This is a genomic window from Paenibacillus sp. BIC5C1 (assembly GCF_032399705.1).
Taxonomy (GTDB): domain Bacteria; phylum Bacillota; class Bacilli; order Paenibacillales; family Paenibacillaceae; genus Paenibacillus; species Paenibacillus taichungensis_A.
In genome coordinates this window covers 1,974,091-1,995,643 of record NZ_CP135922.1, presented here as the reverse complement: position 1 = coordinate 1,995,643, position 21,553 = coordinate 1,974,091, and the positions used below count along the sequence as shown (strand labels likewise).

At 45.6% G+C, this 21,553-nt stretch carries 17 protein-coding genes; 4 read left to right on the top strand and 13 right to left on the bottom strand.

Features of this window, described 5'->3' with window-relative positions; translation table 11 throughout:
* Window positions 1–40: 40 nt before the first annotated feature.
* On the bottom strand, window positions 41–697 hold the full coding sequence (locus RS891_RS09175; RefSeq protein WP_063564257.1) for a response regulator transcription factor: 657 nt from the start codon (window positions 695–697) through the stop codon (window positions 41–43).
* A gap of 441 nt (window positions 698–1,138) precedes the next feature.
* Here RS891_RS09175 and RS891_RS09170 point away from each other — a divergent pair, with 441 nt between their 5' ends.
* Entirely contained in the window at window positions 1,139–1,549 is a 411-nt protein-coding gene (locus RS891_RS09170; RefSeq protein WP_063564256.1) for a hypothetical protein, read from the top strand.
* Entirely contained in the window at window positions 1,546–2,610 is a 1,065-nt protein-coding gene (locus RS891_RS09165; protein ID WP_113051659.1) for a phosphodiester glycosidase family protein, read from the top strand. The genes RS891_RS09170 and RS891_RS09165 overlap by 4 nt, the downstream gene beginning before the upstream one ends.
* Window positions 2,611–2,956: 346 nt before the next feature.
* On the opposite strand, the gene RS891_RS09160 is transcribed toward RS891_RS09165, so the two are convergent.
* The 7 genes from RS891_RS09160 to RS891_RS09130 all read right to left on the bottom strand — a co-directional run bounded on the left by RS891_RS09160 (window position 2,957) and on the right by RS891_RS09130 (window position 14,179).
* A complete protein-coding gene (locus RS891_RS09160; protein WP_113051658.1) occupies window positions 2,957–3,973 on the bottom strand; it encodes a LacI family DNA-binding transcriptional regulator in 1,017 nt (338 codons plus the stop codon).
* Between the two features lie 99 nt (window positions 3,974–4,072).
* Window positions 4,073–7,444, bottom strand: coding sequence for a GH36-type glycosyl hydrolase domain-containing protein (locus RS891_RS09155; protein ID WP_315795130.1), 3,372 nt, complete (start codon window positions 7,442–7,444; stop codon window positions 4,073–4,075).
* A gap of 125 nt (window positions 7,445–7,569) precedes the next feature.
* Window positions 7,570–9,735: a glycoside hydrolase family 3 N-terminal domain-containing protein gene (locus RS891_RS09150; protein WP_315795129.1), complete on the bottom strand. Its 2,166-nt coding sequence runs from the start codon at window positions 9,733–9,735 to the stop codon at window positions 7,570–7,572.
* 134 nt (window positions 9,736–9,869) lie between these two features.
* Window positions 9,870–11,468 carry a type 2 periplasmic-binding domain-containing protein gene (locus RS891_RS09145; protein ID WP_315795128.1) on the bottom strand — a complete coding sequence of 533 codons (1,599 nt, stop codon included), beginning with the start codon at window positions 11,466–11,468 and terminating at the stop codon, window positions 9,870–9,872.
* 54 nt (window positions 11,469–11,522) lie between these two features.
* Complete coding sequence (locus RS891_RS09140) at window positions 11,523–12,425, bottom strand: carbohydrate ABC transporter permease (RefSeq protein ID WP_076289886.1); 903 nt, start codon at window positions 12,423–12,425, stop codon at window positions 11,523–11,525.
* An 18-nt stretch (window positions 12,426–12,443) separates the two neighbouring features.
* The gene (locus tag RS891_RS09135; protein WP_062320079.1) at window positions 12,444–13,403 is read right to left on the bottom strand and encodes an ABC transporter permease; all 960 of its coding nucleotides are present in this window, start codon (window positions 13,401–13,403) and stop codon (window positions 12,444–12,446) included.
* A gap of 11 nt (window positions 13,404–13,414) precedes the next feature.
* Entirely contained in the window at window positions 13,415–14,179 is a 765-nt protein-coding gene (locus tag RS891_RS09130) for an alpha/beta hydrolase (RefSeq protein WP_113051652.1), read from the bottom strand.
* Between the two features lie 466 nt (window positions 14,180–14,645).
* Here RS891_RS09130 and RS891_RS09125 point away from each other — a divergent pair, with 466 nt between their 5' ends.
* Window positions 14,646–15,563, top strand: coding sequence for a serine hydrolase domain-containing protein (locus RS891_RS09125; protein WP_315795127.1), 918 nt, complete (start codon window positions 14,646–14,648; stop codon window positions 15,561–15,563).
* A complete protein-coding gene (locus tag RS891_RS09120; RefSeq protein ID WP_315795126.1) occupies window positions 15,560–15,991 on the top strand; it encodes a GNAT family N-acetyltransferase in 432 nt (143 codons plus the stop codon). Before RS891_RS09125 ends, RS891_RS09120 begins: the two co-directional genes overlap by 4 nt.
* Before the next feature lie 78 nt (window positions 15,992–16,069).
* Here the strand turns inward: RS891_RS09120 and RS891_RS09115 are convergent, their stop codons facing one another.
* The 5 genes from RS891_RS09115 to aroF all read right to left on the bottom strand — a co-directional run bounded on the left by RS891_RS09115 (window position 16,070) and on the right by aroF (window position 21,322).
* Window positions 16,070–16,324 (bottom strand): AbrB/MazE/SpoVT family DNA-binding domain-containing protein, encoded by a 255-nt coding sequence (locus RS891_RS09115; protein WP_024629045.1) that lies wholly within the window; start codon window positions 16,322–16,324, stop codon window positions 16,070–16,072.
* A 170-nt stretch (window positions 16,325–16,494) separates the two neighbouring features.
* Entirely contained in the window at window positions 16,495–16,959 is a 465-nt protein-coding gene (gene trmL / locus RS891_RS09110; protein ID WP_113051649.1) for a tRNA (uridine(34)/cytosine(34)/5-carboxymethylaminomethyluridine(34)-2'-O)-methyltransferase TrmL, read from the bottom strand.
* A gap of 137 nt (window positions 16,960–17,096) precedes the next feature.
* Window positions 17,097–18,185 carry a 3-phosphoserine/phosphohydroxythreonine transaminase gene (gene serC, locus RS891_RS09105; RefSeq protein WP_315795125.1) on the bottom strand — a complete coding sequence of 363 codons (1,089 nt, stop codon included), beginning with the start codon at window positions 18,183–18,185 and terminating at the stop codon, window positions 17,097–17,099.
* A gap of 233 nt (window positions 18,186–18,418) precedes the next feature.
* Complete coding sequence (glnA, locus tag RS891_RS09100; RefSeq protein ID WP_063564243.1) at window positions 18,419–19,843, bottom strand: type I glutamate--ammonia ligase; 1,425 nt, start codon at window positions 19,841–19,843, stop codon at window positions 18,419–18,421.
* Between the two features lie 414 nt (window positions 19,844–20,257).
* Window positions 20,258–21,322: a 3-deoxy-7-phosphoheptulonate synthase gene (aroF, locus tag RS891_RS09095; RefSeq protein ID WP_063564242.1), complete on the bottom strand. Its 1,065-nt coding sequence runs from the start codon at window positions 21,320–21,322 to the stop codon at window positions 20,258–20,260.
* Between the last annotated feature and the right edge of the window lie 231 nt (window positions 21,323–21,553).

Sequence of the window (21,553 nt, the reverse complement as noted above, 5' to 3'; positions counted from 1 at the left end):
GACGAGCCATCGTACAAAGGGATTCATGAAGCCATGCTCGTCAGGATACGGTCTTGGTCTGCCTCGCATATAAAGCATAACGTTCAATCGCCTGTGCCCTGCTGCTTACATCCAGCTTGACGTAAATTTTACGCAGGTAATTATCAATTGAACGTCTGCTAACGTTAATCTCACTGGCTATTTTATCATAGGTTACGCCCTGAACAATTCTTTCCATAATAAAAGTTTCGGTTTCTGTTAATTCAACAATAAGTTCTTCTGCCGGAGATTCGACGGGCTGGGCCCATTCCGAACTGGCTAACCAGGATAATGGGATGGATACACATCCCTCACGCAAACCGGAAATCAGATGAATCAGCTGGCTAGGGGAAGCCTGTTTGGACAGCATGCCACTTGCACCAAGACTGATCAGATGACGAAATAATTTTACATTGTCCTCGTCCGTTAGAATAATGATGTGACTATGAGCCGACAGATTTTTCATTTGGGATATATACTGATCCGCCTGACCCTCAGGAAGCCGATAATCCATCAAAATCAGATCGGGCTGGTGAATGTTCACTAGGTCAAGGCCTTCGGACCCAGTCGAAGTCATCCCCCTTACCAACAGATCCTGCTGTTCTTCCAAAATCAATTTCGTACCCAGCATGCTGGTGGGGTGGATATCTACGATGACCACCTGCCATACTTTTTTCATTGTTGTTCCCCCTGTTATGTATTGGACAAATTCCTTTTCCACCATCAGCCAAGATGATGCCTCTATCCTTGCGACAGTCCGTGTATAGAAGAAGTAAAAGTCGGATAATGTCGAAAAATAGAAAAACACTTGATACAGCTGTAAGAACAGCTCTATTTCTACTGTATTTTGCTGTCGTCACATCAGGACTTTTGTCTTCCCGAGTGAAGAAAGATCAAAATATAGTATAAATTTCCTGCATTTCTATCTAAAAAAGTCGAAAAACTTGCCCAAAGTTCCTACTTATTGCATCTATAAGAAATTGTATCCTAGGACTTCCTTCCGATGCAATCTCTTTTTATCCTATTACTCAAAGAATTTCATTTTTGCGTAATCAATAGTGGCGTGATAGAATGAGGACTGGAAAATTTTTTGTACCTATAAATAACCAGGAGTGATGATATGAAACCTTCTGTCCAACCCTCTGACATCCATCACACCCGGAGCGCCAAAGGTAAGGCCGGATCTTCAGTCAAGCTGTTTCTGGTCATGTGGATTGTTCTCATTGCACTTGGAGTACTCGGAACCTACTATTATAGTAACCACCTCCAGCAACAGATGATTAATCAGCTTCAGACCCATAATCAACAGCAGATTGCAGCGCTCAAAGCCGACTACGAAAAGCAGCTAACAACGATATCCAAGGAAGTAGCAGACCTGCAGGGCCAGGTGCAGTCCTTTAATGAATTGCTTACTTTCACCAAGGATAATGCAAACGATAAAACCGACAACAGCAACAAATTGTATACCCAGCTGAGCGAAGTCAAAAAACAACTGGAGACACTCCAGAAAAAGATGGACCTGCTCAAATGATTACACCCATAAAAAAGGTTAATCGTTTATTTATGCTTGCACTTGCTCCTTTTGTTGGGTTGATATTATGCATGCTGCTGATTCGACCTCCGCTTGACCCCGGAGATTTCATTCATTCCGGTCTGGCTGAAGAGAATGTTACACCCCTGACCCAGGCAATGAGACAGGAGCTTGCAGGGGCAAAAGAAGCTGCTGTTCAGACTTCTTCTTCTATTAAAAGAACAACACAGTTGTACAATCAGACAACGAGTACAATGTCGACGCTTGTACAGAAGGCTACAGTTCAAGCTGCTCGCCCGGAAACGATCTATAATCAACGGATCTCATCCAAGCTGGGCGTTCCGTTTGAACGGATTGACAGTGATCGACTTACGATTGAACTCTACAGGGTCAATCCAGGCCCCTATAAGGGATATGCGATGAAAATCAAGCTAAAAGATCCCACGGCCATGAAGATGGCTCTGGATAGCGAGCCAGGCCGATCTGAGACAACCATGCAGGCGGTTAAGCGCAGCGGTGCCATTGCCGGAATTAATGCCGGCGGATTTGCCGACAGTGGCGGTAAACGATATCCGCTGAGTACAACGGTTATGGATGGCAAATATGTGAATGGTTTTCAGGCCAGTTTTAAGGATCTGTTTTTTGTAGGTCTTGATGATGCCGGTAAGCTGGTAGGTGGTAAATTTTTCGACAAAAGTTCCCTGGATCGCCTACAACCACAATTCGGTGCCACATTTGTACCCGTGCTTTTGCAGAATGGACAAAAAACGGTCATTCCCGCAAAATGGAAAGTTTCACCCAAGCGGGCTCCACGCACCGTAATCGGCAACTATAAGGACGATCAATTGTTGATTATCGTTGTTGACGGGTATAACGAAGGGGGCAGCTCAGGAGCCACCCTGGAAGAGCTGCAAGGACGTTTGTACAAGCTTGGCGTCGTGGACGCCTATAATCTGGATGGCGGAGGATCGTCCTCACTCATCGTGAACAATCGGGTTGTGAATAACCCTTCGGATGGGAGCCTCCGACCAGTACCTACTCATTTTTTATTTTACAAATGATGGAGTGAAGCATTTCTTTTCTTCCTATAATGGTTATAATAGAAGTAAAGATTTTGCAGGAGGTGCTATGGTATGTCATTTTCACTGACATTTTGGATTATTGCAATTGTATTGGCTCTCTTCCTTACAGGCATTCTCACTTCATCCTACAACAATGACAAAACCAAGGGCCTTTAAGGGCCAAGCCTCTCCTGGTGAGAGGTTTTTTCATTTTATAATGGGTCAAATAAAGAAGCTAAACAAGAGACAAGGCTTAAAAGAATGATTCAATTCTTCTAAGCCTTGTCTCTTGCTGTACCATCATCGTTTGACACAACATGCATGGAATGAAGAGGGGGCAACATCGTCAATAGCTAACCGCCTTTTCACTTTGGGCTTGCGCAAGATATGCTGACTGAACCTTGCTGTTTACCGACCCGCCCTCCACCAGTGTCACGTAGATGCGTTCATGATCCACAGGCTCTCCGGCAATAATTTTGATTAATTGTTCGGCTGCCAGTGCGCCCCATTTTCGTTTGGAATAATCAATAGTGACCAGTCTTGGCTGCACATATTTGCTGAGTTCAATATTATCGAATCCAATAATATCAATTTCCTGACCAATGTTTAACTCGCTATCAGCGAGCCGGTCACACATCCCAATCGCCATCTCGTCATTGAGACAAAATACCCCAACTGGTTGAGTATATTCCTGAATAATACGTTCGGCTGCCCGTTCTCCGCCACTCTTCTCAAAATCTCCTGTGATCTCAATCCATTCCACATTCGCTTCCCGCTCCGATACTTGCCTCACAGCCTTCAACCGCTGAGCCGAGTCAAATGAACCTTCCGGACCTGTCACGACATAGATCTTCGTGTGTCCCTGTTCAATCAAATGCTCCATCGCAAGGGTTGCTCCTGCCTTGTTATCCAGCAGAACCTGATTAATATTGGGGTGATCCAGTTCCCGGTCAAGAACGACAATCTTGTGCCCTCTATCTGCATATTGCATTAGTTCCTTGCTCGCAAATGTATGATCCAGAATGACAGCACCATCAATCATTCGCTCCGGAAGCATTCGATGAGATTGCTTTCCGCTGCACACAATCAGGTCGTACCCTTGCGCGTTACATACAGATTTCATACCACTAAGCAAGTCTCCATATACATCCCCGCTAAAATCCGTCAGAAATACACCCAGAATTTTGGATTCTCTCTTCTTCAATGTTCTGGCAGCAGCATTGGGAACATAGTTCAGCTCTTTGGCGATAGCCAAAATTTTGGAACGGGTCTCATCTGTCACTTTGTTGCTACCATTCAGAGCATATGACACGGTAGAGATCGAAACTCCCGCCTGTTTGGCGATATCCTTGATACTGACCACATTCTTCGCTCCCCTGTTATGTTCATCAGGCCCTTCGAAATCGAAGGACCTGACATCTAAAATATTTATACCTGATAAAATGGACTAACGTTTACACGATTAACTGTAAATCTCAATCACGTTATTTTCGCTCAGGCTCTGTTCAAGCTCCTTACGCGAAATACGCAGTCCACCAAGACGATAAGGTTGTTGCAGCCTAGTTGTATCCAGTTCCTTGCCATTCAGCACAATACGTTGTACGGCCTCTCCGCTGAGATGATAGACGAAGGTAACTTTTTTGCCGGCAAATTGGAAATCAAAATGCAAACCATCCAAGCTGACAGGTAACACAGGGTCCAGAATCAGATCTTCTTCCTCCTGACGAATACCCAGAGCGTTCGAAATGAGCTGATTCATGTAGATTCCCGGTCCACTGGAGTAGATTCTCCAGCCGCCCTTCACCTGCACATCTCCGGTGCGAAGTTTATCAAACTGTTCCTGCGCTGCGTAACGGTTATTGAATTTCCCGTCAGAGCTGCTGAAGTAGGCATTACTTTGACGCAAATCTGCGTTAGGAACAGCTTCCTGAATACCCACTGGATTGATAATACCCAGGCCATTCCAGACCTCATCCGGGTTGCCTAGCTTCGCCATGGCTTCAATATAGCGGATGTGAGCATGAACATATTGCAAGCCCACTTCACGTCCGAAGTTGGACGCCTGCTCTGCACGTTTGAAATGAGTGCTGACGCCGCCATCATACTGTGCTGGACGATTCATCAATCTGACACCATCCGGACAGTACAGCTTGTCCTTAATCAATTCATAATGAGATTGCGCTTGCTCAGGCTCCAGCAACTCGGCAATCATGCTGCGTGTCATCGGCAGCAAACGGTATTGAATACCTGTCTCACTGTCATCCGGATGCAGCATGCGCTTCGCTTGTGCCGGATCTTCCATATATACAAAGCCGGGAATCACATCGGTATCCAGCATATACTTGCTGAAGTCCCTTTTCACACCCGCTGCCATGTCATTTAACTCGGATGAGAGCTCCGGTTTCACTGGCGCAAGCGCTCTGGATAGCTGCTTCAACGTTTGATAAGTGAGCGCCACAGTCCAGCTGCTGACCATATATTGCTTCAATTGAGCATTGGCAGGCTGTAATGTATCGTCCCAGTCCCCGTCACCATATGAAGAGAGGAATGTATCATGCAGGAAATGGCTGCGGATATACTCCAGCTCTTTCTGGGCATGCTCCAGCACGCTGGCTGTCTGATCCGTAAAATCAAAACCATGTTTTACGGTATAAGGTACTTCCTCATTCAGAATCGAATAATCCTTGGTAGCAATCAGATAATCACTTAACACTTTAAGAGGCCAAACAATAATGTCACCATGGCTTTCTTCCTGTTGAACTTTGAAATAACGATCGAACATAAACCATTGCGGCCAGTTGCCGTCATCCTCATACTGATGCGAGTAAACTGTCTTCAGAATATCGCGAACCTGCTCATACTTTTGTGTAGCCATAAAGTATTCGACCGGACCCTGGCAGACATCGCGTGTTCCCCAAGCTGCACCGCCATATTGTTCCAATCCGTGAGGAACAGAGTAATGCACCAGCATATTGTGAGTGTACCACCATGCTAGAGCATTCACTTTGAACAACTCGTCTGCTCCTTGCTTCTGAGGTTGGGACAAATGGAAACCATTCATCACTTCTGCATAGAAGGCGCGATAAGCGGCCACTTCCTCTTCAAAGCTGCGTGTCGATGATGCAGCCTGTCCACCTTCCAACAGACCTTGAATGGTCAATGTCCATTCAGCGCTGCTGTCCAGCCGTAAAATCGTGAGTGAGTCGTCGCCTGCGTTTACTCCACTAGCCAGTTCAGTCTCATCACCAACCTTCACTCCTGCTCCGCTTACCCGCATGCGGTACTCCAGATTCGGATACACTTTGGCACTAAGGGAACTGTGATCTGCCTTGAAGCTCAGTTCACCATTCTGCTCGGAAACATGAACAGGCAGTTCATATTCATTCACATTCATCGTAATCTGATTGGTAATTAGGTATCTATAAGCTTTTCCTTTTTCCGACTTCACATGAAGATGTACTTCAGGCGTATCCAGAGTTGTATAATTTGTGATGATCAGCGTATCCTCAGCTGTTTTGTAATACCAGCGAACATAGTTGAAGCCCATTTCAAACAGGGAAGGCATCGTGAGTAGGTGGAAGATTCCCTCAACCTCGACGTAGATCCGCTGACCGGATGATTTGGGTATGTTGAGTGCACTACGTGCGTTGCTCATCATTTTATTGAAGTTCGTATTTCCAACAACCACATGGGAATTGAAAATACCATACATATAGGAAGACGTAGTGATTACGTTCTGACCCAGCTTCACATTGTTGCCACTCATCAGAATGTGTCCATGCGGACGTTCCACGCGCATTTCCTTTTCCTTCAGCACAATATGCTCATAGGTATCTGTAAAGAACGCCAGCAATTCGCCATCCGCGCGCTCTTCCTGATGTCTCTTCGAAGCCGGGAAGCGGGAGTTCACTTCTTCTTCGGTCATCGATAAAGTAGGCAAGGGTTCACCGATTACCCGATGGAGAGATACTTTTGGAAATACGTTGGATACTGCCTGTACCGTGTGTGCATCCTCTTGACGCTTCGCTTCGTACTCGTCCCAAGCCTGTTTGACAACATTCTGGTATTCGAGTTCCTTCACCGCTTCAGGGTGGTTAGCCTGAAAGAGTCCATAGAACACAAAACGAGCTTCACCACTCAACACCACTTTTTCGGACTGCAGAGCTGTGTATGCAAATTCATACTGGTACACTTCATTCGCAAGTGTTGGCTTGCTCAGACTTTCAGGGACATTCGTTTCCTTGTAACTCAAACCAAAGAACTGAAATCCATCTGTGGAATAGCCTGCTGCACGGGTTAATGAACCCTGTTGAAGATAAGGAAAAGCCCCGCCCTGCGGTTGATTCTGCCGTGAAGCTACGATATATCCCAGCTTCGCATCCTCAAATACAGCATGGTCGATGTATTGCGACAAGTAAGCCTCATTGCTACGTACCGCACCTTGATCCGCATTGCCGACATCCTGACCATAGACCACGTCGACCTCTTCTCCATTACCGTTTACGGTTACATCCCAGAACCATACACCTGGTGCTGTTGGAGCAAATACAACCTGATAGCCTACGCCCTCAGCGGTACCTGTCCATACCATACGACTGCCGTCGGTGCTTACCTGGCTGTCGGAGTGAATGCCAAGCATTGGCACAAAACGAATACCGGAATCACTATGAAAACGCAAGTACAGATTGTTCATTGAGCCGTCCACTGGACTAGCCATCCACTGATTAATCATCGTTGTTCCACTTACAGCCTTGAACAAATCACCGCTTTCCCAGAACGTAAAGCACAGATCGCCGGATTGCACGTTGATTTGAGATTTATTCATGGTCTTCATATATCTATTCATATCCTCCTATCCTGCCTTGTTCCCCGCTGCTGAACAGAAGAGAACAAGGCAGTGCAGATTTGCTGCTTTTATATGATGAGTTCAATCCATTCATCGATATGAGGTGTATCCCTTTACACCAGCTTGAACGTGCTTTCCAATGTATCGCGGCTATTCGGCCCTACGAAGATGTGGAACGTTCCTTTATCACTGCGATGACTCAAATCGGAATGATGATAACGAAGCTGTTCTTCGCTTAATGTAAATGTAGCCGTACCACTTTCACCCGGTGCGAGTGACAGCTTAACATAACCTTTCAGCTCACGCATTGGACGCACAACTTCACCAGTGACATCACGTACATACAACTGAACCGTCTCCACGCCAGCACGCTCGCCATCATTGGTTACACGCACTTGGACCGTCAGAGGTTGATCAGCTGTCATTTCATTGCTTGATACTTCCAGGTCACCATACTCAAACGAAGTGTATGACAAGCCGTAGCCAAACGGAAGCAGCGGATCATTCGGACTATCAATATATTTGGAAACATAACGCTCTTCCGTCTTTTGCGGATTGAGTGGACGTCCTGTATTAAAATGATTGTAATATACCGGTATCTGACCTACAGATTGAGGGAAGGACATCGTTAGACGCGCAGATGGATTCACCACACCTGTCAATACATCAGCAATAGCCGCTCCACCCTCACTGCCCGGGAACCACGCTTCAAGCACAGCATCGGATTCTTCAAATACACCATGTAAGTCCAGAGGGCGACCGTTGAAAATAACGCTGGCGATTGGTTTACCCGCTGTTTTGAGCTGTTTGACCAATTCCAGTTGAGCTGCCGGCAAACGAATATCTGTACGCGATCCACCTTCACCACTCATTTCGGAATCTTCACCAAGTGCAAGCACGATCAGATCAGCTTTGCTTGCTACTTCAAGCGCTTCAGCAATCTGTTCAGCGGTGATTGTGTGAACGTTGCTACCTTGAGCCACATGAACTTTCCCGGCAGTAAGACGTTCCTGCAAAGCAGTTCCGAGTTTAACGGCATCTTCTTTAACACCTTCACAGGACCACCATCCGAGAATGTCTTCACTTTGAGCAAAAGGTCCAATTAACGCTACATTGGCATCTGGCTTCAGCGGAAGAACGTCATTATCGTTTTTCAACAATACAGCCGATTTGGTTGCAAGCTCATACGATACCTGACGATGCTCTTTCGAGAACACAATCTCACGCTCACGCTCCGGATCAGCTGCACGCAGAGGATTGTCGAACAATCCCAGCTTTTCTTTCAGTTGCAAAATACGCAGCACCGCTTCATCAATGAGCGTTTCTTCCACTTCCCCGTTCTTGATCAACTCTGGCAGATGATGGACATAACAAGGTGTCATCATCTCGATGTCCACTCCTGCACGAATGGCGCGGTATGCAGCTTCACGATCATCTTCAGCTGCGCCATGAGCAATCATCTCGCGAATGGAAGCCCAATCCGAGATCAAAACACCATCAAATCCCCACTCGTCACGCAAAATGTCACGCATGAGCTTCTCATTTCCGCTCGCTGGAATACCCTCTACGGTATTGAATGAAGCCATAACCATTTCTACGCCTGCATCCAGTGCTGCCTTGTAAGCCGGTAAATAGTACTCACGCAAGTTGTGTTCAGACATGTCGACCGTGTTGTAATCACGACCACCTTCTGCTGCTCCATATGCTGCAAAGTGCTTTACACAAGCCGCCAGACGATCCGGCTCATCCTTCAAACTGTCGCCCTGATAGCCACGTACAAACGCCGCAGAGAACAGACTGTTCAAATAAGGATCTTCTCCTGTTGTCTCCATTACACGACCCCAGCGCGGATCACGAACGAGATCGACCATCGGTGCAAAAGTAACATGGAGGCCAGATACGGCGGATTCACGTGCTGCAATCTCAGCACTTTTCTCTGCCAATTCAGTGTCCCATGAACAGCCAATGGCAAGCGGGATGGGGAAAATGGTTTTAAAACCATGCACAACGTCCGCCATGAACAGGAGCGGAATGCCGAGACGGCTTTTTTTCAGGTAAGCTTGCTGTACATCAATAATGGCCTGTGCACCGGACAATCCCAGAATGGAGCCACTGGCATCCACGGACTGCTCCGTGATTCCCATCTCTTCCATTGGACCTGTGATCTGACCTTCAACACTGGTTCCTTCATAAAAGTTAGCGGTCAGCTGAAGCAGCTGGGCCGTTTTTTCTTCCAAGGTCATTTGTTTTACAAGGTCTAGCAACTGCTCGTTATTCATAGACGTTATCCTCCACTACATGTTGTTGAAATAAAGAACCCGGCTGCGTTCGGGGAGAGACCGCGCACCGGGTTCGATTGGATGGGACCGACAGAACACACCTGTCACATCCCATCTTGCTAATTACTGAATGATTACTTGAATTCTTTGTTCAGTTCATCCAGATAAGGTTGAACCAGGGACATTTTGCTGTTTACCCATTCTTTCCAGTTCGCTTCAAGATCTCCACTTTTGAGGATCAAGTTGGCATATTCATTCTGGTAGTCGAATGAAGCCTGACTTTTAGCTTTGGAATCGTACAGGTTAACATCCCAGTCGTATGTTGCGAGTGATTGACCTTCTGTACCGAGTTTTGCTTTTTCCTCGAACAGTTTCACAGCTCTATCACGATAATCCTTTTTAATTGCAGGGTTTACAACACTGAAGTCGTCACCCAGAAGATACAGACCTTCGAAACGTGCTGGGTATTTGTCTTCCAGAACAGTTCCTTCTGGCAGCAAGCTAACCAGTTCTTTGTTTTCATCATATTTCCAATCTGTTCCTTCGAAGCCCATGTTGATCAGCAATTGTCCTTCTTTGGTAGTCGAGTAGTCGATCAGATCCATGATCCGTTCGAATTTCTCGTCACTGATGTCTGGATTGAAGATCAATGCAGACCAGAAGTTGGCTTGCTCCATGTTACGGTATTTTCCGTCGTCGCCCACTACGATTGCTGTGTGTACCAGTTCATCACTATCTACACCCAGATTCTTTCTCATATCGGAATCCAGACCTTGTCTGTACGAAGCCAGTCCGCCCAGACTTGTTACTGCAGCTGTACCTGTTACTTTGAAGTTGTTTTGACCTTCATTGTTTTTCCATGTGTAGAACTCAGGATTGAGCAAACCATCTTTGTAGGCTTTTTGCATCAATTTAAGTCCTGTCAGAGTTTCAGGATCGGCTGGTCCCCAGTGGAACTGACCATCTTCACCTTTGTAGAACGGCGTGTCGGTCATGGCATGCACACTGTTCGGCATAATGATATTCGTCATAGCATCTGCCGCATTATAGGACAGAGGTACAAGTTTGTTGCCCACTTTGCCTGGATCTTTTTCTTTCACAAGCTCAGCGTATTCATTCAATTCAGTTGTTGTATATGCATCTTTCAGTTCGAAACCAACCGCTTCAGCCCAGTCTTTACGAAGCGCAATGACACCAATTTGGTTCGTCAATGGGTCAGCAGGTTTGTTCTCAAAATAGATTGGTCTTGGCAGGACGTATGTTCCACCCGTCAGTTCTTCCAGCTTGTCCCCAAGACCGGTCAACTTGTAGGCTGCTGCCACGTTAGGCCAGCGTTCTTTCCAGTCATCCGGGAATTTGTAGAACAGACCTTGATCAATACTGTTCATGGCATCGCCATGCACATAGTTCCATACTGCTACATCCGGCAAATCACCAGAGTTGATCCACAGACGAAGCTTCTCGCCCCATGAATCCCAATCGATATAGTTGTAATCCCATGTTACATTGAACTTGTCTGTCCAGAACTTGTGGAAGTCATTATCCAAGTTCCCGTTTTTAATTTCTGTCAGGTTAGCTACAGAGATGGTCAGGTTATCTTTGTAATTTCCCTCTGCATCTTTTTCGTTACCACCTGAAGCTCCTTGGCTGGAACAAGCGGTCACCATCAGCATAACTACACTAAGCGTGATGGCAAAGAGAGCTCTTACTGACAACTTTTTGTTCGTTTTCATGTTTTACCCCCATGTTTTTTAGTAGAATTTTAATGCAAAATCCTATACGTATAATCAGGTCTTGATAGCCCCTGTTAATACCCCTTTGGCAAAGTGTTTTTGCAGCATTGGGAAGAAACACATAATTGGTACCATGGTGACAAATACTGCCGCCATCTTCATACCCATTGAGAAATTGCTTGCTTGGGCAGCATCCACACTGGATGCATTGGATGCGTTCGTCTGGGATGTAACGATAATGTTTCTGAGTACATTCTGGAGCGGCAACTGATCCGCTTTTCGAAGGAATATCATCGCATCATACCAACTGTTCCAGTACGCCACACCGTAGAACAACGTGATTGTAGCCATAATTGGTGTAGCCAATGGCAGAACTACCGAGAACAGAATTCTCCACTCTCCTGCTCCATCCAATCTCGCCGATTCCATCAGCGATTCAGGCAAGGTATAGAAGTAGTTCATCATCAGAATCATGTTGAACGCACTGAAGCTTCCCGCCAGGATAACGGACCACAGCGTACCTGTAAGGTGAAGTGATTTCATGATCAGGTACAGCGGTACGATACCACCATTAAAGATCATGGTGAACAGTACTAGGAAAAAGAGAAATTTCTTGAACGGAAATTTGTTGCGACTAAGGCCATATGCCATGCTTGTTGTCAGGAACAAGCTGAGTGGCAAGCCGATGACTAGCAAAATAATTGTATTTTTGTACCCCGACAGAATCGTTCCGTCAGCGAACAACGCCTTATAGGAATCCAATGTCCATTCTTTAGGGAACATCAAAAATGGATTGTCAGCATATTCTTTTTGTGTTGCAAACGAGATCATGATGACATTCCAGAACGGAATCAGAATCATCAGAGCAAGCACAAGTAAAATGGCGAAAATAATGTAATCGAGAAATGTCATTTTTTCTGTTCCAATTCTCGGCTTTTTGTTAGCTTTCTTACTCATTTCATTTTTCCTCCTCTCTTATCGGAACAAACCGTCTCCGCCAAGCCACTTGGCAAATCTGTCTGCGAGAAGCAGCAAGACCATATTCACGAGGGAACGGAACAAGCTGACCGCTGTCGAGAATGAGAAGTCCGTTGAGGACTGGAACGTAATCCGATAGATGTATACATCCAATACTTCCGATACATTTTTAGTTGCGGCATTTGCCAAGTTGAAGATCTGGTCGAAACCGGAAGACATCAATCCACCAACCGACAGGATGAACATGACGGTGATTGTAGGAAGAATGTTTGGCAATGTGATGCGGAACATCTGCTGCATACGGGATGCTCCGTCAATCTGTGCTGATTCATACTGATCCTGATCGATACCGGAAATGGCAGCCAGGAAGATAATTGCACCCCATCCGCTTGATTTCCAAATATCCGTCAACAGCAGCATCGGTACAAAGTTGGACTCGGAACCCAGGAAGTTAATGGTTGGCAACCCAAGCAAACCAAGTGCGCTGTTTACCAGTCCGTCATAAGCCAGAACGTTAATGACTACCCCGGATACGATGATCCATGAAAGGAAGTGAGGGAACGTAAGAACCGTCTGGAACCACTTTTTCCCTCTGCGCATCCGCAACTCATTCAGCAACAGGGCCAGAATGATTGGGAACGGGAACTGAATAATCAGTTTTAGAATATTGATGTACAGCGTCCGCCATACCGCGTCAATAAAGGTTGGATCCCGGAAAACGTATTTGAAATTTTCAAATCCGCTCCATGGGCTTCCCCAGATCCCCAGGTTTGCCTTGTAGTCTTTAAACGCAAGAGACAGGCCACCCATTGGCATGTAGGCAAACAGAATCAGCCAGACGAGTCCTGGAATAAGCAGGGTGTACGTCATTCTGTGCTTCCAGATTTCACTCCAGAGCGAATTGCCTTTCAAGTTTCCCTTCAGCTTTTTGCTAGGTCCTTCGGCTGCAGGTTTCAAATTGCATCTCCTCACTCTACTTTGGTCTTGTCGTTATACAGAAAATCAAACATTGTTCTCAGGTGTTGCTCCCAGAATCTCCATTCATGGGTACCCGGTGTTTCCACATACTGAAACTTAAAATCCGTTTCCTGCATGTATTCCGCGAATTTGCGATTCATATCCACAAACGGATCAATATCACCACAACAACTCAGAATATCGGGTAAATCTGCACCCTGCTTCAACAGCTTGGCAGACAGTGCGTACAGGTCCTGATCAGGTTTTACCTGTAACCGTTCTCCAAAAACCGCTTTCATTTCCTTGATCATGCCTGATGGCATCTCCGGATCTTGAAGCCGGGTTTGAATATCAGTTACACCTGATAAGGACACCACCTTGCGGTACCTGTCGGGATATGTTAGTGCACATTTCAATGCACCGTACCCACCCATGGATAGACCAGCGACGAAAGTCTTTGCCGGGTCTGTATTGAGATTGAGCTGACGCCTGCAGAATTCAGGCAGCTCCTGAGTGATGTAATGGAAGTAATTCAGGCCGTATTCCATATCGGTGTAATAGCTTCGGTTCGCTTCCGGCATAATGATGGTACAGCCATATTGTTGCGCGTACATTTCAATTGTAGTCAATCGTTGCCATGTACTTGCATTATCGCCTGCCCCATGCAGCAAATATAGCGTACCGCCTGAAGTGTCTCCGGAGTCACTGGACACTACATGTATGCTTGTATTCATGCATAATGTAGGCGATCCGGTTTCGATCGTTATATGCGCCATATGTAACCCCTTTCATCGTCGGCTGCTGTCTGTATACTTCTGTTTCTCTGCCCTTTTGTTGCAACTTCCAGTGATTCCCCCGTATTTCGCTTGGTTATCGAAACGATTTTCTCGAATCGTTTCAAAACATAGCCAACGTTGATTTACTTGGACTTGATTACAACACATTTTACGTGGAAGCGATTTCTTCGAATCGTTTCGAATAAATCATAATCCCGAAGTACAAACCCTGTCAATAACCTTTTTACAAATTTCGCGCTTTTTTCTTAAAAAACTGATTTTTCGTAATAAAATTTGCGTCAAAAGGCACTTTTAATATAAAAAATTTTCCTTTAAGTAACCGTTTGCACCTATTCATTGACATTGAACCTCGTTTGTAATAACATAAGTTCTAATTTTTGATCCAGATTGCGGAAACGTTTCACCAAAAGTTAAAATTCTTCTTTTTTTTAGAAAGGATGTTAAGATGTCGAGTATTATTAATTCTTTTGTTCATCATATAGATGAGCAGCAGTTAAACGTTCATTCTGTTCGGGTATTGCAGAAAGGGGTTACAATCGGAGCGTGGGATCGCAACAGTGATGTACGCCGCTTGCAACATTCAGTAAGCAAATCGTTTACTTGCATGGCGATTGGATTGGCTTTGGATGAGGGCACACTTACACTTGAAGCCAAACTCGGGGATTATTTCACATCACCAACACCTGCTTCACATTTAACAGCTTTCCCTCCTGCGGACCTCACCCTGTACGATTTGCTGCGAATGTCCTCGGGGCATGACGTACCTGTGTTGTGGGCAGAAGAGCGAGCCACCCTGCCTGAGAAAGATTGGGCGAAATATTACATGTCTCTTCCTTTGGACAGGGTTCCTGGTGAAACGTTTACATATAGTAGTGCAGATACGTTTATGATCTCCGCCATGTTCCAGGCTGCTTCTGGGCAGACCGTGAAGGACTACTTGATTCCGCGGCTATTCGAGCCACTGGGCATTTCGAATGTTGAGTGGGAAACTTCTCCCTTGGGCATTACATTGGGCTGTGCGGGCCTGCAGCTCACCAACGAGGAATTAGCCAGATTCGGCCAACTGTTGCTTCAGGAGGGCCACTGGAACGGCAGACAGCTCATTCCTGCGGAATGGATCCGGTTAGCGACAACACAACAGATACCTACACCAGGAGACGGCGACTGGGGACAAGGTTATGGATATCAATTCTGGAGATGTTCCCATAACGCTTACCGTGCTGATGGCGCCAATGGCCAACTATGCGTTGTCCTCCCGGAGCTGGAGTCTGTCGTTGCCATCAATAGCGATGAACAAAATATGCAAGCCATTCTTGACCATGTATGGTCGGATATACGACCTATTCTGGAGGGGAACATTTGAATATACGAGCAGCCACCCAAGCAGATTATACGGAGTTGAGAAACATTTATCTCGAGTCGCGACGTGCCCGATTCCACTGGGCCAAGCCGGAAGAACTGTACCTGCAAGATTTTGATGCGGATACTGTGGATGAGCATATCATCGTGGCTGAAAATGAGGATGGACAGCTTCTCGGCTTCGCTTCGCTGTACCTTCCCGAGAACTTTATCCACCTTCTGTTTATGCATCCCGATTTTATCGGTGGAGGTACAGGCTCACGCTTACTTGATGCGTCAATTTCACTCATGCAGCAGCCTGTTCGATTGAAATGTGTATCTGATAATCATAAAGCAATTGGCTTTTACGAACGACATGGCTGGAAAAAAATTATTGAAGAAGGTACACCCGGGGAGAAATATTGGGTGATGGAGTACGACACTAATAACTGACTCCATTCATTTGAAACGGACATGTTTTACCACACAAAAAAAGTATCATGACCTCTAGAGGCCATGATACTTTTTATTTTACCCGTGCTGTGGAAGCTGGGTCATTTCATCTAAACATTGTGCGCATATGTAACGCTCTTTGAACTCATTGACTTCTTCCATCGATCCACAAAAAATACATTTTGGACGGTATCTCTCCAGAATGATATGGTCCCCTTGTACTAAGATCTCTACAGGATCTCCCTCATTCATTTGATACCTTTTACGCAAAGATTTAGGCAATACGATCCTACCCAATTGGTCAACTTTGCGAACGACTCCAGCTGGCTTCATAGCTACGGCACACCTCTCCTATCTTACTCTAAATTTCTAGGTACATTTGTACTATGTTTATTAATTCGCCAACATTTTGTCGAATCCTGCTGGAAATAAACATTTTTTGTCCTTTTTTTTGAAAAATGTTTTTTTAGCGAATTCTAACCGTCACTTATACGAGAACTGAATTAATCCAGACCCGGGAAATTAAGTTGACGCAATGCCTCATACACAATGATGGCTGCTGAGTTTGACAAGTTCAATGATCTGACATCACCTGTCATTGGCATCTTCATACAAGTAGCAGGATTAGCAGCAATTAATTCTGGAGGAAGGCCTTTTGTCTCCTTACCGAATACCAGAAAATCTCCATCCTGAAAATTAAAATCGCTATAACGGTTCTTCGCCTTCGTGGTTGCGTAGAAGAAACGCCCTTCAGGATACTGTTCCTGAACCTCGGCAAAAGAATCATGATATTCAATATGAACGGCATGCCAGTAATCCAGACCCGCACGTTTCAGTGTGGCATCATCCGTACGGAATCCGAGTGGACGCACGAGATGCAAATGTGTGCCGGTAGCCGCGCATGTACGAGAAATATTGCCCGTATTTGCCGGAATCTCCGGTTCAACCAGAACGATATGTAAAGCCATATGTGTTCAATCTCCTTTTCATTTCATGTAAATGACAATTCTCTAATCTTAAAGAAAAGCCCTCCACACGTCAATGTGGAAGGCTCTGGTAAAGCACAAGTGTGAATGCTTGAATTCACAACTCGCTGCCAGTTTGTTTATCCATTTGTCTTCTGGAAGTGGCTCATGAAGTCCGTAAGTGCTTTAACACTTTCATATGGAGCAGCATTGTAAATGGAAGCACGCAGGCCACCAACACTCCGATGCCCCTTCAGACCAACAAAACCTTCTTGCTCTGAAGCCTTGATAAACTGTTTCTCCAACTCCTCGTTAGCCAAGCGGAAGGTCACATTCATCAGGGAACGATCTGCCGGATCTACACAACCACGGTAGAAGTCTCCGGAGGAATCGATCGCATTATAGAGCAAATCTGCTTTCTTCACGTTCTTCTGTTCAATTCCAGCCAATCCACCTTGTTCCTCGATCCATTTCAGAACCTCATTCACCATGTATACGGAGAAGGACGGTGGTGTATTATAGAGAGAATTGTTCTCTACATGTGTACTATACCGAAGCATCGTCGGAATCGTTTTAGGAGATTCACTAACCAGTTCTTCGCGAGCAATAACAACCGTAATCCCTGATGGGCCCAGGTTCTTCTGTGCACCTGCATAGATCATGCCGAATTGATTAAGATCAAACGGTTTGCAAAAGATGTCACTCGACATGTCGGCAATAAGTGGAACTGAACCGGTATCTAGGAATGACTTGAATTGAGTTCCCTCAATTGTTTCATTAGACGTCAAATGAACATAAGCTGTGCGATCCGGGAAGCTAAGATTCGACACATCCGGCAACTTCATATATTTATCCGCTTCGGAAGATGCAGCGACCTGCGTCTCCCCAATCAGTTTCGCCTCAGACAGTGCCTTCTTGGCCCAGCTGCCTGTCATGACATAACTGGCTGTCTGCCCTTCCCCGAGCAGGTTCATCGGCAGCATGGCGAACTGAGTGCTGGCTCCTCCCTGCAGGAAGAGGACCTTGTACCCCTTGGGATTGCCTAGCAGAGACAACAAACGCTCCTGAGCCTCATTATGTACAGATTCGTACACCGCTCCACGGTGAGACATCTCCATAATCGACATTCCTGTATTCCGAAAATCAACAAATTCTGCCTGAGCACGCTCCAGAACCTCAAGTGGCAACGCCGCAGGTCCTGCATTAAAATTATACGCTCTCTTTGTCACAAAATCCCCCGCCCTTTCCATCCGTAGCTGACATATGAAGTGAATATTATCGCTATGATATCAGTATTCCCTATCTGCTTCAAGGGCAATAAGCACCGAAGCTGCGAATCAGGGTTATCAAATTCCTTTATCACCCTGCAAAGTTAATGCACTACATCGTTCAATTCAAGGAAAAGCCTCCGAGAGCGAGTCCCGGAGGCTTTACATTGGGAACAGTTTCTGTTCCGACTGAATTAGCAGTCGAAGTAGAGGCTGTACTCATGCGGATGAATGCGAATGGCTACTGCTTTCGCTTCGTCACGTTTGAGGTTGATATAGTTTTCGATGAATTCTTTTGTGAATACGCCGCCTTCAGTCAAGAATTCGTTGTCCGCTGCCAGAGCGTCAAGCGCTTCTTCCAAAGAAGCTGGCACACTGCGGATATTTTCTTTGTCTGCATCAGACAAATCATAGATGTTTTTGTCGAGTGGACCATATCCAAGCTCAGTTGGGTTGATTTTGCGTTTGATACCATCCAGACCCGCCATCAGCATTGCAGCGAATGCCAGGTAAGGGTTAGCTGTGGAGTCCGGTGTACGGAACTCAATACGACAACCTTTTGGTGTCACAGCTGCAACCGGAATACGTACTGCTGCCGAACGGTTACCTTTGGAGTAAACCAGGTTAACCGGTGCTTCATAACCAGGCACGAGACGTTTGAATGAGTTCGTACTCGGGTTAGTCAAAGCAATCAAGGCTGGAGCGTGGTACAAAATTCCTCCGATGTAGTGCAGAGCCATTTCGCTCAGGTTAGCATATCCCGCCTTGTCATAGAACAAAGGGGAATCACCATCGAAGATGGATTGGTGAACGTGCATTCCGCTACCATTATCACCAAACAGTGGTTTTGGCATGAATGTTGCTACTTTACCATATTGACGTGCAGTGTTATGCACGATGTATTTGTATACAAGCAGGTTATCTGCTGTTTTCTTCAACGTATCAAAACGGAAGTTGATTTCGGCTTGCCCAGCTGTCGCCACTTCGTGGTGGTGACGTTCGATCGACAGGCCCGCTTCTTCCAAAATGCGACACATTTCACTACGAATGTCTTGTTGCGTATCCACTGGAGCTACAGGAACATATCCGCCTTTAGTGCGAACTTTGAAGCCCAGGTTACCGCCATCTTCCTTACGGTTAGTGTTCCAAGAAGCTTCTTCGGAATCTACGAAATAGGAAGAGCTGTTTGTGCCGCTCTCATAACGTACATCGTCGAAGATAAAAAATTCGGATTCAGGTGCAAAAAATGCTGCTGTACCTACTCCGCTTTCTTTCAGGAATTCTTCCGCTTTGACTGCAATACCGCGTGGGTCACGCTCATAACGCTCGCCATCTGGAGTGAAGATGTCACACATAACATTCAATGTAGGGTGTGCTGTGAACGGATCGACAAAAGTCGCTTCAGGATCTGGAATCATAACCATATCGGACTCTTCAATTCCGCGGAAACCTTGAATAGAAGAACCATCAAAGGCTACTCCATTTACAAAAGTGTCTGCGTCAACTGCCGAAGCTGGTAACGAGATGTGGTGCGCACGACCGGATAAATCTACAAAACGAAAATCTACCCACTCGATGTTGTTCTCTTGAATTGATTTCAATACGTTTTCAACCGACATGTATTCGTCCTCCCAAATATTCCGAACATTAAACAACCCCGCTAAGAAAATGTCCATATTCGAATTTTTTTCTGTCGTCATTATAAAATCTCAAATGTGACATCGTCAATACTTATGTAAGGTATTTTTTGCGACTATGTAAGCTATGCTCACATTTTATAAACCTACCAATTTCATTTAACAACGAATATACACTACATTTAACCAGTTTAATGCGGTAAAGCAGGGCTATATTTAGCCTAAATTATGGAAAAAACATTACATCATAAATGTTTCTTATCACCTATGATTAATAAATGCGTTCAAAGCTCCAAATAACACAAAAACCGGACATTTTGTCCTAGCCCCATTCTCATTGAACGGAGCCAGGGCAGATGCCCGGATGATATATATTACCTATACTATGAAGATCAGTTATACGCCAACTCGTGCCGGAAAGAACTCCGCCGGTTGTTTGGCTGTATTGAATGTTTTACCGACGATTGGTGCCAATTTCTCCAGATCCTGAAGCAGGTTGGCAAATTGGTCAGGGAACAGAGATTGCACGCCGTCACCCGTCATGGAGTTATCAGGGTCTGTATGCATTTCGATAATTAGGCCGTTAGCACCAGCAGCAACAGAAGCCTTTGTCATTGGTTCAACCAGTTCACGGCGACCCGTACCATGGCTTGGGTCCGAAATGACTGGCAGATGACTGAGAGACTGTAGAACAGGGATGGCCGAGAGGTCGAGCGTATTACGTGTGTAGGATTCGAATGTACGAATACCACGTTCACACAGCATTACATTCGGGTTTCCACCCGCAAGAATGTATTCAGCCGCATTCAACAGTTCATCATAAGTTGCACTGAAGCCGCGTTTCAGCAATACCGGTTTGCCACACTCACCCAATTTGCGCAGCAAATCGAAGTTCTGCATGTTCCGTGTACCTACTTGCAGAATGTCAGCGTACTCGGCACAGATGTCCACATATTCAGGCGTCATAACTTCTGTAATGGTCAACAGGTCATGTTTCTTGCCTGCTTCAGCCATCATGATCAGACCTTCAACACCCGTTCCCTGGAAGCTGTACGGACCTGTACGTGGCTTAAATGCACCACCGCGAAGCACCTGTCCACCGGCAGCCTTAACCAGTCCGGCAATCTCATCAATCTGTGCAGCTGATTCAACCGCACACGGTCCACCCATAACGACGAGTTCTTTCCCGCCAATATCTACACCTTTGATGGAGATCACGGTATCTTGAGGATGGAAGTCACGGCTTGCCAATTTGTAGGACTTCGAAATCTTGACGACATTCTCTACACCTTTCATTTGACGGAGATGTTCAGCCATTTTCGGTTCCACTTTACCAATCAAACCAATAATGGTGCGGTCTTCTCCACGCGAGATGTGAACCTGAAGCCCTTCCTTTTCAATTGTAGCGACGATATCCTGAATATGTTCCTCTGGAGTAGCTTTACCTGCGATAACGATCATTATATTTCCCATCCTTCCTTGTATGAGAGCGCCTTAAGCGCGTCTATTTAACCTTCAAAACTCTTCTCCACTTAAACGCTTGTTCGCTTTTAAGCTTTTATCCACTAAAGTAAATATAACATATTCACCCTTTTCAGTCAAGCCGGCTCTTTATTTCCTTCAAAAAAAAGAATCCTGCAGTCAGTCACCGGATTCCGGCTCTTTACTGCAAGATTCTTATATTCATGTTTT

Excerpts from the sequence above, each read along its gene's own strand:
- RS891_RS09175 (WP_063564257.1), bottom strand. The coding sequence starts at position 697 with ATGAAAAAAGTATGGCAGGTGGTCATCGTAGATATCCACCCCACCAGC.
- RS891_RS09170 (WP_063564256.1), top strand. The coding sequence starts at position 1,139 with ATGAAACCTTCTGTCCAACCCTCTGACATCCATCACACCCGGAGCGCC.
- RS891_RS09165 (WP_113051659.1), top strand. The coding sequence starts at position 1,546 with ATGATTACACCCATAAAAAAGGTTAATCGTTTATTTATGCTTGCACTT.
- RS891_RS09155 (WP_315795130.1), bottom strand. The coding sequence starts at position 7,444 with ATGAAGACCATGAATAAATCTCAAATCAACGTGCAATCCGGCGATCTG.
- RS891_RS09150 (WP_315795129.1), bottom strand. The coding sequence starts at position 9,735 with ATGAATAACGAGCAGTTGCTAGACCTTGTAAAACAAATGACCTTGGAA.
- RS891_RS09145 (WP_315795128.1), bottom strand. The coding sequence starts at position 11,468 with ATGAAAACGAACAAAAAGTTGTCAGTAAGAGCTCTCTTTGCCATCACG.
- RS891_RS09140 (WP_076289886.1), bottom strand. The coding sequence starts at position 12,425 with ATGAGTAAGAAAGCTAACAAAAAGCCGAGAATTGGAACAGAAAAAATG.
- RS891_RS09130 (WP_113051652.1), bottom strand. The coding sequence starts at position 14,179 with ATGGCGCATATAACGATCGAAACCGGATCGCCTACATTATGCATGAAT.
- RS891_RS09125 (WP_315795127.1), top strand. The coding sequence starts at position 14,646 with ATGTCGAGTATTATTAATTCTTTTGTTCATCATATAGATGAGCAGCAG.
- RS891_RS09115 (WP_024629045.1), bottom strand. The coding sequence starts at position 16,324 with ATGAAGCCAGCTGGAGTCGTTCGCAAAGTTGACCAATTGGGTAGGATC.
- trmL (WP_113051649.1), bottom strand. The coding sequence starts at position 16,959 with ATGGCTTTACATATCGTTCTGGTTGAACCGGAGATTCCGGCAAATACG.
- glnA (WP_063564243.1), bottom strand. The coding sequence starts at position 19,843 with ATGTCGGTTGAAAACGTATTGAAATCAATTCAAGAGAACAACATCGAG.
- aroF (WP_063564242.1), bottom strand. The coding sequence starts at position 21,322 with ATGATCGTTATCGCAGGTAAAGCTACTCCAGAGGAACATATTCAGGAT.